The sequence below is a fragment of the Flavobacterium magnesitis genome (assembly GCF_041729735.1).
Classification (GTDB): Bacteria; Bacteroidota; Bacteroidia; order Flavobacteriales; family Flavobacteriaceae; genus Flavobacterium; species Flavobacterium magnesitis.
The window spans coordinates 1-13,317 of record NZ_JBCFQK010000012.1 but is presented as its reverse complement, the minus strand read 5'-3'; the positions used below and the strand labels follow the sequence as shown (position 1 = coordinate 13,317).

Sequence of the window (13,317 nt, the reverse complement as noted above, 5' to 3'; positions counted from 1 at the left end):
AATCATTGAATTAAAGTTCTTTTCGGTATGTTTTTCTGCGACAATGTACTTTTGGGTCAAAATGTTTCCAAAGGTTGTGAATGGCTACGTTGTCTGCTAATTCAGGAGTTCTAAAACAGTTTTCGATTCCTTTTTCTTTAAAAGTTTCGTAATATTCGTTAAAAATAATAGCGGTTACCGCTTTGTTTTGGTAATCAGGATGAACGCCAATTAAGTAGAAAAGCATGTCTTTGCTTTGTTTTTTTGCTTTAAGCAAATGGAATAATCCAAAAGGGAAAAGCTTTCCTTTGGCTTTTTGTAAGGCTCTGGAAAAAGAGGGCATTACAATACTAAAAGCCACAATATTATGGTCTTTGTCTTCTACAAATTTAATATATTCAGGATTGATGAAACTGATGTATTTTTTCTTGAAATACTCCTTTTGAACATCAGAAATAGCTACAAATGAAGATAAATTAGCATAAGAAGTATTGAATAAATCAAACATTTTATCTACATGAGGCATTACTTCCTTAGTGGATTTAAAGTTGAGCGGTTTCAATTGGTATCTTTTTTTGACCAGCTCATTTGCTTTCTGGAAAAATTCTGGTTTTACGTTTGAAAACGGAAATTTACTCTCTACATATTCTTTTTCTACAACATAGTCTAATTGCTCAAAATGAGTAGCATAATACGGATGGTTGTACCAGGTAACCATAGTTCCTAGTTGATCAAAGCCTTCGGTTAAAACACCCACTTTGTCCAGGTTTGAAAATCCCATTGGACCTTCAACATATTCCAAATTGTTTTTTCGGCCTAATTCGTATACTTTTTCCAGTAAAGCTTCGGTTACATTGATGTCATTGATAACATCAAACCAACCAAAACGCACTTTTTTCTTTTGTTGTCCGTTTACTTCTGCCCAATTGATAATGGCTGTAATTCTACCTGCAATTTCATTGTCTTTGTAAGCTATATAAAAATAAGCTTCGGCATTTTCGAAAGCGGGATTTTTAGTTTTGTCAAAAGTTTCTAATTCTTCAGCAATCAATGGTGGAACCCAAAACTCATTGTCTTTGTATAAGGAAAAAGGAAATTTAATATATTCGGTCAGTTCTTTTTTTGTTTTTGCTTCTTTTACTGTAATCATGTTTTTGTTTCTTTATTCTATTGCGTCTTTTCGTTTTTGATCTTTTTTGGCTACTTTTCGTACCGATTTAGGTTGAGAAGGAGCATCGTCTATGTTGATTCGGACTTCTTTATAATTGTTGTCATACCGCCATGAAAAACCAATACCACCATAAAAAATAGTAGGTGTGTCTTTTAAATTATGGCTTACAGAAGCATCTATCTGCATGTTTTTATTGAGTAAAAAAGCGGCTCCTCCACGCACGATGGCATCGCTGTAAAAATCGCTTTTGTATCCTTGATTTTCTACAAAACCAGACCATTTTCGGCTGAAACCTTTGGTTAAAGTCAGAACGTAGCCGTAACTTGGATAGTCGGTGGTGATGTAATCGGCAATAATATTGGTTACAAAAACCCAAGAGCCGTCTCCTAAGTGATTTTGGGTAATTAACATCACTTTTGGCGAAATCATAGCCTCAGGAGAAAAAGCATAGGGATTGTCTTTTGCTGTGAAATTTGCTCCTGCAAAAACAGAAACAGCAGGAATTAATTGATGCCAGTCAAAGGAATGATTGGCTTTCCAGCTGTAAATGTTTATTTTTTTTTCGTAATTTTTATAAGGATCGTAGATGAGGTATTTTGCTCCTAAAACTGTCTGTTTTAAATTGGATTTAGTGTATTTGTCAAAACCATTTACAAAATCTTGATTTTGATATTGAATGTCGGCAATGATTTCTAGTCTTTCCAGTAAAAAACCGTAACGCAAAGTAAGGTCGGCACCATATCCATTAGCATCATAACCTAATAAACGATGGTTTTCCTGAATACCATAAATTCCTGTTTCTACTTGAATTACCGACTTCCCAACAGCATAAGCTGACATGGTCTCGCCGGGACGATTGGAATTGATTTCATCAGTATGTTGTCCGTAGTTGTAATTTGCTAAAAGACTTATTGCTAAGACTAATAAAACTTTAAATTGAGACATGTTGTTTTGGATTTTAAAAGTAATAGGCTTTCCAAATGTACTATATTTTATTATTTATTTAAGAATGATATTCTAATTTTGAAGTTAGTATTTGTTAATTTTGCTAAAAAACATTTCGATTATGCAAGTTGCTTCTTTTACAGGATTTATAAAAACACTATTTTACATTATAGCTTTTTATTATATTTTCAGGTTTTTGGCTAAGTTGTTTTTACCACTATTAATTAAAAAAGTAGTGGAAAAAGCGGGTCAAAACATGCATCAGCAACAACAACGTCACTATCAGGATTCTTGGCAAAACAATCAAAAGGATGAAACTATAATTTTCAATACACCCAAGGATAAGAAACCTCGAGAAACCAAAAAAGTAGGAGATTATGTGGATTACGAAGAAATAGATTAAATTTGCCACAATAGTAATCCAATATTTAATAAAATTCTCAGAAATTGAAAATAATAAATAAGTTATATCCGCACGCTATTGCCATTTTTGGTTTTGTATTAGTTTCACTCATTTATTTTTATCCCGTACTTCAGGGAAAACAAATTTTCCAATCGGATATTGCTCAATATACCGGAATGGCGAAGGAGCAAAACGATTTTAGAGCAACACAACATGTTGAGCCTTACTGGACCAATTCCGCTTTTGGAGGAATGCCAACGTATCAATTAGGCGCTAAATATCCGTATGATTTTATTGGAGCAATAGATGATGTATTGCGTTTTTTACCTCGTCCAGCCGATTATTTATTTCTCTATTTTCTAGGTTTTTATGGTTTGCTTTTGGTTTTAAAAGTAGATCCATTAAAAGCATTTTTTGGAGCGGTTGCCTTTGGCTTTTCAACCTATCTCATTATTATTTTGGGAGTTGGACATAATGCTAAGGCACATGCCATAGCTTATATGCCCATGGTTATTGCAGGTTTTATATTGGTTTACAATAAAAAATATGTTGTTGGAGGTTTGTTAACCATGTTGGCGACGGCATTAGAAATTAATGCCAATCACTTTCAAATGACCTATTATTTGCTGATTTTCTTATTGATTCTTTCAGGGTATTACAGTTATTTAAGTTTTAAGAACAAGGAAATTAAATCGCTGTTCATTTCTTTTGGTGTGTTAGCTGTTGCTGGAATTTTTGCAATTGGAGCGAATGCTACTAATTTATTGGCCACAGCCGAATATGCTGATTTTAGTACCCGTGGAAAAAGCGAATTGACTTTTAACCCAGATGGTTCTAGAAGTACCAGTACCAGTGCGATGACTCGTGATTATATTACCGAGTATAGTTATGGTGTTGCCGAAAGTTTCAATTTGATTGCTCCAAGGCTTTTTGGTGGTTCTAACAGCGAAACCTTAGGTACGGATAGTAGCATGTATGATTTTATGATTAGCCAAGGAGTTCCTGCTGGTCAAGCTGCTGATTTTGTTACTGGAATGCCAACCTATTGGGGCGATCAGCCTATTGTTGCTGCTCCAGCTTACATAGGCGTGGTGGTTTTCTTTTTAGGGATTTTAGCTTTAATTATAGACGACAGAAAAATAAAATATGTATTTCTCTCGGGAGCAATTGTAGCTTTATTACTTTCCTGGGGTAAAAACTTCGCACTTTTAACGGATTTCTTTATTGATTATGTGCCGATGTACAATAAGTTTAGAGCCGTTTCTTCTATTCAAGTGATATTAGAATTGTGTTTTCCTGTTTTGGCTGTTATGGGATTACAATCCTTTTTTAAAGCAGATAAAAATAAACAATGGGAAGGATTATGGCAATCGGGAGCTATTGTTTTAGGAACTATTGTGATTTTGTTTTTATGTAAAAGTATGTTCAGTTTCTCAGGAGCAAGCGATAGTTATTTTAACGAAAGTTACGGGCCTAGTTTTGTGGATGCCCTTAAAAAAGATAGAAAAACCCTGTATAGTGCAGATTTATTGCGTTCGGCTTTCTTTGTTATTTTGACAGCTGGCGTTTTATGGTTGCTTATTAAAAATAGAATAGCTCAAACCACAGCCATCATTTTAGTTGGTTTGTTTATGGTTTCTGATTTGTTTTTGGTAGACAAAAAATACGTTTCGGCTAAAGATTTTGTAAGCGGAAGAGAAGTTGCAGTTCCTTTTCAGGAAACGCCTGCTGATGCTCAAATTTTAAGAGATACAAGCGATTACCGTGTTTTTGAAGTAAGCGGAAATTTCTCTAGTGCAAGAACTTCTTATTTCCACAAATCAATTGGTGGATATCATGCTGCTAAACCTCGCAGAATGCAACAATTATTTGATTACCAAATTGCTAAAAACAATCTGGAGATTTTGAATATGCTAAATGTAAAGTATGTTATTCAAACGGATAAAGAAGGAAAAGAATTTCCTGTTGTCAATCCAGATGCGAACGGAAATGCCTGGTTTGTTAACGAAGTAAAATTGGTCAACAAAGCCAATGACGAAATGAAAGCGCTAGACAGGATAAACACTAAAAAAATAGCAGTATTCAATATCAACTTATATAGTGACAAATTTAAAAACGCACGTTTAAAACGCAATATGGATACCACAGGATCGATTCAATTGCGTACACATAAGCCTAATTATATCAAATACATTTCAGATAGTAAAAATGAAGGTTTGGCTGTTTTTTCTGAAATTTATTATCCAAACGGATGGAATGCTTATGTTGACGGTGTAAAAACAGACCATTTTCCTGTAAATTATGTTTTAAGAGCGATGATGTTGCCAAAAGGTGTACATACCGTTGAATTTAAATTTGAACCAGAAGTTATCAAAACAGGAAGTACCATTACGCTTATTAGTGGAGTAGGAATGCTGTTGTTGTTGTTGATAGGAGGAGTTTATTTTGAAAGAAAAAAAGGGACGCCCCACATATAATATTTATTTGTAAATTTGATAAAGATAAATTTAGAAAAAATCTAATTTTTAAATGAAATGGGCAAAGTCAAATTAAATCACGCACATCCAAAATTAATGGAAGCGAGATACATAGAAGAGACGAGACGATTGACCTATCAACAACGTTTTGAAAAGCTGATAGCAATAATCGAACTTTCTTATATGTTGAAAAATGCAAAAAAATATTCAAAATCAAAATAATTTGAAATGAATATGAATGAGCAAATAATAGATGTTTGGAAATATTTATCAGAAAATAATGTAAATTATCTAACCATAGGTGGATTTGCAGTAAATATTTATGGTTATGGAAGAAATACCGGAGATATTGACATTTTTATAGAAGATACAATTGTTAATCGTGAGAATTTAAGAAATGCCATCAAACAAATGGGTTTAGGTGATTATGAAAGTATTAGTACAATGCAATTTATTCCAGGCTGGACAGATTTTACTCTAAATTTTAATTTTAGATTAGATATTATGACTTCTGTCAAAGGCTTAGAAAATCAGTCTTTTTCAACCTTATTAGAAAAAGCAAATGTTATTGATATAGATGGAATTCCAGTGTTCTTTATTGATTATAAAAATCTAATAATTGCAAAAAAAGCAGCCAACAGACCCAAGGATCTTTTAGATATTGAAGAACTTGAAAAATTAAATAGAGATTTATAATTCAATATCACAAAATCTTAAACTTGAAACAAAAAAAACTTTTAATAATTACCTATTATTGGCCGCCAGCTGGAGGACCAGGGGTACAACGTTGGTTGAAATTTGTTAAATATTTACCTGATTTTGGTGTTCAGCCAGTGGTTTATGTTCCTGAAAATCCAACTTATCCTATTGTTGATGAAAACTTATTTAAAGAAGTTTCGGATAAGGCTATAATTTTAAAGCAAAAAATATTCGAACCGTATCAATTGGCTTCTTTTTTATCGAAGAATAAAACCAAGAAAATGAATTCAGGGATTATTCCTAACCAAAAGAAACAATCGTTTTTAGACAAGGTCTTTTTATGGATTCGCGGGAATTTATTTATTCCTGACGCTCGATTTTTTTGGGTAAAACCTTCTGTTTCTTATTTAGAAAAATACATTGTTGAAAATAACATTGATACCATTGTTACCTCAGGACCACCACATAGTTTACACCTTATTGGTTTGGAATTAAAGCAGAAATTAAATATAAAATGGTTTGCTGATTTTAGAGATCCCTGGACAACCATTGGTTATCATAAAGCGTTACTTTTATCGGATAATGCCGCTCAAAAACACAAAGAATTAGAATCCAAAGTTTTAAATGCTGCCGATACGATTATTGTTACCAGCAAAACTACAAAATCAGAATTTGAAGTGTTGACCCAAAAACCGATAGCTGTAATTACAAATGGTTTTGATGTGGAAAAAGTAGATAAACAACCGCTGGATTCTAAATTTTCTTTGGCGCATATTGGTTCTTTTCTTTCGGCTAGAAATCCTCAATTTTTATGGGAATCTTTGATCGAATTAATAGCTGAAATTCCTGATTTTAAATTGCATTTGGAAATTAAATTAATAGGAGCCGTTAGTCAGGAAGTTTTAGATTCGATTACTTCTTTTGGCTTGACTGATTATTTGAATAATTTAGGTTATGTTTCGCATGAAGAAGCTATAGTGCATCAAAGAAGATCGCAAGTATTATTACTTATCGAAATTGATTCGGAAGAAACGAAAAGTATTATTCCGGGTAAATTATTTGAATATATGGTTTCCAATAGACCCATAATTGCTATTGGTCCAAACGGTTCGGATTTTGCCGAAATTATTACTGAAACGAATACAGGAGTATTTTTTGATTATTCTGAAAAAGTAAAACTTAAAAAGTTAATTTTGGACTTTTATAATCAATACCTGGAAGGAGAATTACAATCTCATGGTGTAGGTTTGCAAAAATATTCAAGAAAAAATTTGACCGAGCAATTGGTACAACTTCTAAACCTCTAATTTCATAAATGGGAATCGTTTTAAATCAGTCTTTAAAGAATACTATAATAACTTACATTGGTTTTGCTATTGGAGGCTTTAATACCATTTATTTGTATCCCGTTTTTCTTGGCGCAGCCTATTATGGTTTAACCAATTATATTGTTTCGAGTGCCAATGTTATTATGCCATTATTTGCCATTGGAATGCAAAATACGCTGGTAAAATTCTATTCACAATATAAAACTCACGAAGAACGTTCCCGATTTTTATCTTTTACGGTTCTTTTTCCGTTACTTTTTATTATTCCGTTGTGTTTAATTGGATTTATTTTTTTTGATGATATTGTTTTCTTTTTATCGAAAAAGAATCTGATTGTTAAAAATTACATTTGGCTTGTTCCATTTATTGGAGTGAGTATGGCTTATTTCGAAATTTTCTATGCCTGGTTGCGTGTTCACATGCATTCGGTTTTTGGTAATTTTATTAAAGAAGTAGCATTACGATTGGCTTCATTATTTTTATTGATTGCCGTTTATTATGGCTGGATGTCAGTAGAAGGATTCGTTTATGCTACGGCTATTGTGTATTTTTTGGCGCTTTTGGTAACTATGTTTTATGCTTTTAGTATTCAGCCGCCAAGTTTTCAATTAACCATTCCTGACAATGCTAAAGATATTTTAGTGTATTCTTTTTATATTATTTTGTCCGGAAGCGTTGCTAATTTACTGCTCGATGGAGATAAAATGATTCTGAACCAATACATGATTATTGATAACATCGCTTTCTATTCGGTAGCAACTTATATTGCTTTGGTAATTTCTGTACCAAGTCGTGCCATGCATCAAATTGTCTATCCAATTACGGCAAGATTAATGCACGAAAACAATCATGACGAAATGAATTCCTTGTATAAAAAAACATCTATTAATTTGCAAGTAGTAGGTGGTTTAGTAATGTTGGGAATTTTTGTCAATATCAATATGTTATACGAAATCATCATAGCGGGATTGAAAGATCCTGCCGAAAAAGAATTGTATCTTAGTGGAATAACGGTTGTTTTTATGATTGGTCTCTCTAAATATTTTGATTTGATTTTAGGGAATAATAATGCCATTATTTTTAATACAAAGTATTATCGTGCAGTATTGTTTTTGGGAGTTCTTTTAGTATTCTTGACAGTAGTTCTAAACATGATTTTTATTCCTATTTATGGAATTATTGGGTCGGCATTTGCTACTTTATTGTCTATTACTTTATACAGTGTGGCTAAGTTGCTTTTTGTTGTTAAACGCTTGCATTTGTATCCATTTACCAAGCAAACATTATATTCAATTTATCTCACTGCTATTTTATTTTTAGTGTTCTACTTTTGGGATTTTCCTTTCCACCCCATAATTGCTATTGGGTTAAAATCTATTTTAGTCACCATAGCTTATGTGTACTTGAATTATAAGTTTGTTATTTCTCTCCAAATCAATGAAGTTATAGACGGTTTATTGAAAAAGTTCAATATTGTAAGATAGATTTTATAATTATCTCTTTTTTGGTAGTGTTAATCACTAAAAGTGGGTATTGTACACTCTGAATTGTGGTATTAAATTTGTGGCAAGTTTTATCTTTTAGTTAAAGATTAATTTAGATACCCTCAAATATGAAAAACGTACCTTTAATTAACAATGAGAATTCAAAGAAATTATCTCGTGTTTTAGCCCAGAAAGTCAAAAAGGGTTTTGTTGTGGAAGAGGTAAATGATAAATTACCTTTTGTAGTTTTATCCAAAAAACCAGCAAAAATTAATCATAATTTAAATTTTTGGATTTCTTGTGCTACTTTCGGCTTGTGGTCAATACCGTGGATGGTTCAATATTATCAATCAAAAAAAGAAAAGAAAATTATAATTGCTATCGATGAAGACGGAATGCCTTTTGAAGAAAAATGTTATGGTTAATTAGTGAAGAAAATAATAAAAAAAAAACTCCGTCTTTAAACGGAGTTTTCTGTTTTTTACAGCTTTTCTTTTAAGTATTTTGCAGTAATTGATTTCTTGTTTTTTACAATTTCTTCGGGTGTTCCTACGGCTAATAATTGACCTCCGTTTTCTCCTCCTTCTGGACCTAAATCAATAATCCAATCGGCACATTTAATCAAGTCCAGATTGTGTTCAATTACTAATAAAGAATGTCCTTTTTCTATCAAAGCATCAAAGGAAGCTAATAATTTTTTGATATCATGAAAATGCAAACCTGTGGTAGGTTCGTCAAAAACAAATAGAGCTTTTTCTTTGGTTGCCCCTTTTACCAGAAAAGAAGCCAGTTTGATACGTTGTGCTTCTCCACCAGAAAGAGTAGAAGAAGATTGTCCTAATTGTACATAACCCAAACCAACATCTTGTAGCGGTTTTAGTTTTTGAGTAATTTTAGTTTGCTTGTTGGTTTCAAAAAAGTGTACGGCATCGTCAATAGTCATTGTTAAAATATCATTGATGTTTTTGCCTTCAAAAGTGACTTCGAGCACTTCTTTTTTAAAGCGTTTTCCATTACAGGTTTCGCATGGCAATTGGACATCAGCCATAAAAACCATTTCTACATTGATGGTTCCTTCACCACTACATGTTTCACAACGACCACCATCTACATTGAAAGAAAAATGTTTGGGTTGATAGCCTCTTATTTTGGATAGTTTTTCTTTTGCAAATAAATCTCTGATGTCATCATAAGCTTTTATATAAGTTACGGGATTAGAACGTGAACTTCTGCCTATCGGATTTTGATCTACATATTCAATGTGTTTGATGTGAGAAAAAGAACCTGATATTTCAGTAAATTGACCTGCTTTTTCTCCAGCATTGTCCAGTTTCTTCTGCATAGCAGGAAACAGAATTTTCTTGATCAACGTACTTTTTCCACTTCCAGAAACTCCAGTAATCACGGTTAAGACATCAAGAGGAAAGGTGACATCAATATTTTGAAGGTTATTTTCTCGGGCTCCTTTTATTTCGATAAAATTTTTAAAAGGGCGACGTTTTTTGGGAACCGCAATTTCTAAGTCTCCGTTTAAATATTTTGCTGTTAATGATGTCGATTTTAGTATTTGGTCAAAATTTCCCTGAGCCACTAATTCCCCTCCAAAACTTCCTGCTTCAGGACCAATATCGATAATCATATCGGCGGCTTTCATGATGTCTTCGTCATGTTCAACAACGATTACAGTATTGCCTAAATCCCGTAGCGACAACAATACTTTTATCAAGCGTTCGCTGTCTTTTGGGTGTAAACCAATACTCGGTTCGTCCAGAATATACATCGAACCTACCAAACTACTACCCAATGAAGTCGCTAAGTTAATACGTTGCGATTCTCCTCCGGAAAGTGTTGACGAATTTCGATTCAACGTCAAATAATCCAAACCCACTTCAGTTAAAAATGACAAACGATTGTTGATTTCGACTAAAAGTCTTTTGGCAATTTGTTTTTCATATTCGTCTAATTCTAAATTTTTAAAGAAATCAACTAAATGTTTAATTGGTAAATCAACTAAATCCGAAACGGTTTTGTTATTTATTTTAACGTAAGAAGCTTCTACACGCAGGCGTTTTCCTTTGCAGGTTTGACATTTGGTTTTTCCTCGGTAACGCGACAACATGACGCGATTTTGGATCTTATAATTTTTCTCTTCTAACTCTTTGAAAAAATCATTCAGTCCTTGAAAATAAGAATTTCCAGTCCAAATTAATTCTTTTTGTTCTTCGGTTAATTGAAAGAAAGGTTTGTGAATAGGAAAATCAAATTTATAGGCTTTGTTGACTAATTCGTCTCGAAACCAACTCATGCTTTCTCCACGCCAAGGGAAAATGGCGTTTTCAAAAACTGATAAACTGGTGTTTGGAACTACCAGTTCGGCATCAATGCCAATGATATTTCCGTAACCTTCACAGCTTGGACAAGCGCCATAAGGATTGTTGAAACTAAACAAATGGACATTCGGTTCTAAGAAGCTAATTCCGTCCATCTCAAAATTATTCGAATAATCAAATCGCTTGTCTGAATTTAATTCTTGTAAATAACAGATTCCTTTTCCTTCGTAAAATGCAGTTTGTACCGCATCGGCAAGACGATTGTAGAATTCTTCATCATCTTTAACTACAATTCGATCCACAATTAAAGTAATGTCTTTATTGTCTAATGAATGTTGGTCAATTTCGTCTAAACGAACAGTTTCATTATTGACTAATATTCGGGAAAAACCTTGCTGAAGCAATACTTTTAGTTTGTCTTCTAGTTGTCTTCCTTCTTCCAGATGGATAGGAGCAAGAAGCAACCATTTACTACTAAGTTCTAGATTTTTTACATCGGAAACTACATCGGAAACCGTATTTTTTTTGACTTCACGACCCGAAACTGGAGAAAATGTTCTTCCTATTCGGGCATATAATAATTTCATGTAATCGTAAATCTCCGTCGAAGTTCCTACGGTAGAACGCGCATTTGTGGTATTTACTTTTTGTTCAATGGCAATGGCAGGAGCAATTCCTTTGATGTATTCTACCTTTGGTTTGTCTAATCTTCCCAGGAATTGTCTTGCATAAGAAGATAAACTTTCTACATAGCGACGTTGTCCTTCGGCATACAAAGTATCAAAAGCTAAACTGGATTTTCCAGAACCCGAAAGCCCTGTAATTACTACTAATTTATTGCGGGGAATGACAACATCAACGTTTTTTAGATTGTGTACCTGAGCCCCTTTTATTATTATATTTTTCTTTGGATCTATTTTAGAAAAGTCAACTTTCATAGAAAATAATGGATTTTTACAAAAGTAATCATTTTATAAATGAGAATAGAGTTCGATTAAATCATAAATTTCAATACCATTTTAGTTTTTTAATATAGAAATATTGGTATGGATAGTTGATGGTAAATGATTTAAAATTTAATAAATAACTGTTTTTATGTAATTTTTGTTGTTTTTATTTGTTTGTCGAAACAATTATTTGTTAAATTTGGAAAATCAATATTAGACTTAAATATAAAAGCGCCTATAGTATAAAACTACTTTTTAGAAAAAATACCCTAATTAACTCATACTAAAAAGTATTACTATGATAGCTGATATTCAAATTTCCGACGCTTTGTTGGTACAGGATTATATAGCGGGCAAAGAAGAAGCCTTAGCTACTTTAATTAAAAGACACGAATCTAAAATTTACGGTTTTATATATTCAAAAGTTTCCGATAGAGATGTTTCTAACGATATTTTTCAGGATACTTTTATAAAAGTAATTAAAACTTTAAAATCCAATTCGTATAACGAAGAGGGAAAATTTCTTCCTTGGGTCATGCGAATTTCCCACAATCTGGTCATTGATTATTTTAGAAAAAATAAAAAAATGCCGATGTATCGGGAAACCGAGGAGTTTTCGGTGTTTTCGATTATGACGGATGATTCACTAACAATCGAAAATCAATTGATTGCCAATCAGGTGGAATTAGACATTCAAAAATTGATTGAAGAACTTCCAGAAGATCAAAAAGAAGTTTTGATTATGCGAATGTACAAAGACATGAGTTTTAAAGAAATCTCAGAAATAACAGGTGTAAGCATCAATACCTCTTTAGGCAGAATGCGTTATGCTTTGATGAATTTGAGGAAAGTAATTGATAAACATCAAATTATTTTGACCAATTAAACAATATTTAAATACTTGTCCCGTTGTATTCTAACACATAAATTTAGAAATAGAACATGGCAAAAATTTACTCTAAAAAAAATCTAGTTACCACAACGATGAAACCTAAAAAAGAAGTTGTTTCTTTTCTTTTGAATTATTCAAAAGCGCTCCACATGATTAAGGTAGCGGATAACAGTTTTGAAATTATTGCAAATTAATTAAGCTAGCAATAGCTGTTTTGGTAAATCTCACTAATTATTTGAAGTTAGTGAGATTTACTTTTTATGACTATCCGTTTCTTATAACAATTATTGAGAATGGCACGGATTAATATAAAAAACTGTGGAGTAGGAAAAAAAATTACCGCAGAGAGCGCTAAGTTTTTTAGCCTTAGCTTTTATAATAAGCCAAAGTTTGCAAAGTTTTGTATTGTCTTAGCTTTGCGAACTTTGTGCTTTTAGAAGCGCATTCTTAGATGAAAATCTTTGCACTCTCTGCGGTAAAAAATAATTAGAGCGATTTTTATGTTTCTCCACAACATTTAGCATTGATCCAATGCCACACCGATGAAACTGATTTTAACGGATTATCGCAGATTGTGATTTACAAAGAGCTATGAGAAATCCGTTTTTATCTGTTAGATTAGTGTTACCTGCCCGTCGGCAGACAGGTCTGTGGCCTGTTTT

The 13,317-nt window shown here is 32.7% G+C and carries 12 protein-coding genes; 9 read left to right on the top strand and 3 right to left on the bottom strand.

Annotated elements, in window-relative coordinates:
- Window positions 1-10: 10 nt before the first annotated feature.
- Window positions 11-1,129, bottom strand: coding sequence for a GTP cyclohydrolase (locus tag AAGV33_RS09385; protein WP_373391717.1), 1,119 nt, complete (start codon window positions 1,127-1,129; stop codon window positions 11-13).
- A gap of 12 nt (window positions 1,130-1,141) precedes the next feature.
- The gene (locus AAGV33_RS09380) at window positions 1,142-2,095 is read right to left on the bottom strand and encodes a transporter (RefSeq protein WP_373391716.1); all 954 of its coding nucleotides are present in this window, start codon (window positions 2,093-2,095) and stop codon (window positions 1,142-1,144) included.
- Between the two features lie 121 nt (window positions 2,096-2,216).
- Between AAGV33_RS09380 and AAGV33_RS09375 the strand changes: the two genes are divergently transcribed.
- The 7 genes from AAGV33_RS09375 (at window position 2,217) to AAGV33_RS09345 (ending at window position 8,911) form a co-directional block, all read left to right on the top strand.
- Window positions 2,217-2,498 (top strand): DUF4834 family protein, encoded by a 282-nt coding sequence (locus AAGV33_RS09375; RefSeq protein ID WP_373391715.1) that lies wholly within the window; start codon window positions 2,217-2,219, stop codon window positions 2,496-2,498.
- 44 nt (window positions 2,499-2,542) lie between these two features.
- Window positions 2,543-4,975, top strand: coding sequence for a YfhO family protein (locus AAGV33_RS09370; RefSeq protein ID WP_373391714.1), 2,433 nt, complete (start codon window positions 2,543-2,545; stop codon window positions 4,973-4,975).
- Window positions 4,976-5,032: 57 nt separating this feature from the next.
- The gene (locus tag AAGV33_RS09365; protein WP_373391713.1) at window positions 5,033-5,197 is read left to right on the top strand and encodes a hypothetical protein; all 165 of its coding nucleotides are present in this window, start codon (window positions 5,033-5,035) and stop codon (window positions 5,195-5,197) included.
- A 12-nt stretch (window positions 5,198-5,209) separates the two neighbouring features.
- Window positions 5,210-5,671: a nucleotidyltransferase gene (locus tag AAGV33_RS09360; protein ID WP_373391712.1), complete on the top strand. Its 462-nt coding sequence runs from the start codon at window positions 5,210-5,212 to the stop codon at window positions 5,669-5,671.
- 23 nt (window positions 5,672-5,694) lie between these two features.
- Window positions 5,695-6,981 carry a glycosyltransferase family 4 protein gene (locus AAGV33_RS09355; protein ID WP_373391711.1) on the top strand — a complete coding sequence of 429 codons (1,287 nt, stop codon included), beginning with the start codon at window positions 5,695-5,697 and terminating at the stop codon, window positions 6,979-6,981.
- Window positions 6,982-6,989: 8 nt separating this feature from the next.
- On the top strand, window positions 6,990-8,486 hold the full coding sequence (locus AAGV33_RS09350; RefSeq protein WP_373391710.1) for a lipopolysaccharide biosynthesis protein: 1,497 nt from the start codon (window positions 6,990-6,992) through the stop codon (window positions 8,484-8,486).
- 128 nt (window positions 8,487-8,614) lie between these two features.
- Window positions 8,615-8,911, top strand: coding sequence for a hypothetical protein (locus AAGV33_RS09345; RefSeq protein ID WP_373391709.1), 297 nt, complete (start codon window positions 8,615-8,617; stop codon window positions 8,909-8,911).
- Between the two features lie 56 nt (window positions 8,912-8,967).
- Here AAGV33_RS09345 and uvrA read toward each other — a convergent pair whose 3' ends face one another.
- Window positions 8,968-11,754 (bottom strand): excinuclease ABC subunit UvrA, encoded by a 2,787-nt coding sequence (uvrA, locus tag AAGV33_RS09340; protein WP_373391708.1) that lies wholly within the window; start codon window positions 11,752-11,754, stop codon window positions 8,968-8,970.
- A gap of 310 nt (window positions 11,755-12,064) precedes the next feature.
- Here uvrA and AAGV33_RS09335 point away from each other — a divergent pair, with 310 nt between their 5' ends.
- Window positions 12,065-12,649 (top strand): RNA polymerase sigma factor, encoded by a 585-nt coding sequence (locus tag AAGV33_RS09335; protein WP_373391831.1) that lies wholly within the window; start codon window positions 12,065-12,067, stop codon window positions 12,647-12,649.
- Window positions 12,650-12,705: 56 nt separating this feature from the next.
- On the top strand, window positions 12,706-12,849 hold the full coding sequence (locus AAGV33_RS09330; protein ID WP_373391707.1) for a hypothetical protein: 144 nt from the start codon (window positions 12,706-12,708) through the stop codon (window positions 12,847-12,849).
- Window positions 12,850-13,317: the final 468 nt, after the last annotated feature.

What these genes read in the sequence shown, in the direction of transcription:
- AAGV33_RS09365 (WP_373391713.1), top strand. Translation starts at nt 5,033, where the DNA reads ATGGGCAAAGTCAAATTAAATCACGCACATCCAAAATTAATGGAAGCG.
- AAGV33_RS09350 (WP_373391710.1), top strand. Translation starts at nt 6,990, where the DNA reads ATGGGAATCGTTTTAAATCAGTCTTTAAAGAATACTATAATAACTTAC.
- AAGV33_RS09345 (WP_373391709.1), top strand. Translation starts at nt 8,615, where the DNA reads ATGAAAAACGTACCTTTAATTAACAATGAGAATTCAAAGAAATTATCT.
- AAGV33_RS09385 (WP_373391717.1), bottom strand. Translation starts at nt 1,129, where the DNA reads ATGATTACAGTAAAAGAAGCAAAAACAAAAAAAGAACTGACCGAATAT.
- uvrA (WP_373391708.1), bottom strand. Translation starts at nt 11,754, where the DNA reads ATGAAAGTTGACTTTTCTAAAATAGATCCAAAGAAAAATATAATAATA.
- AAGV33_RS09360 (WP_373391712.1), top strand. Translation starts at nt 5,210, where the DNA reads ATGAATGAGCAAATAATAGATGTTTGGAAATATTTATCAGAAAATAAT.
- AAGV33_RS09330 (WP_373391707.1), top strand. Translation starts at nt 12,706, where the DNA reads ATGGCAAAAATTTACTCTAAAAAAAATCTAGTTACCACAACGATGAAA.
- AAGV33_RS09380 (WP_373391716.1), bottom strand. Translation starts at nt 2,095, where the DNA reads ATGTCTCAATTTAAAGTTTTATTAGTCTTAGCAATAAGTCTTTTAGCA.
- AAGV33_RS09375 (WP_373391715.1), top strand. Translation starts at nt 2,217, where the DNA reads ATGCAAGTTGCTTCTTTTACAGGATTTATAAAAACACTATTTTACATT.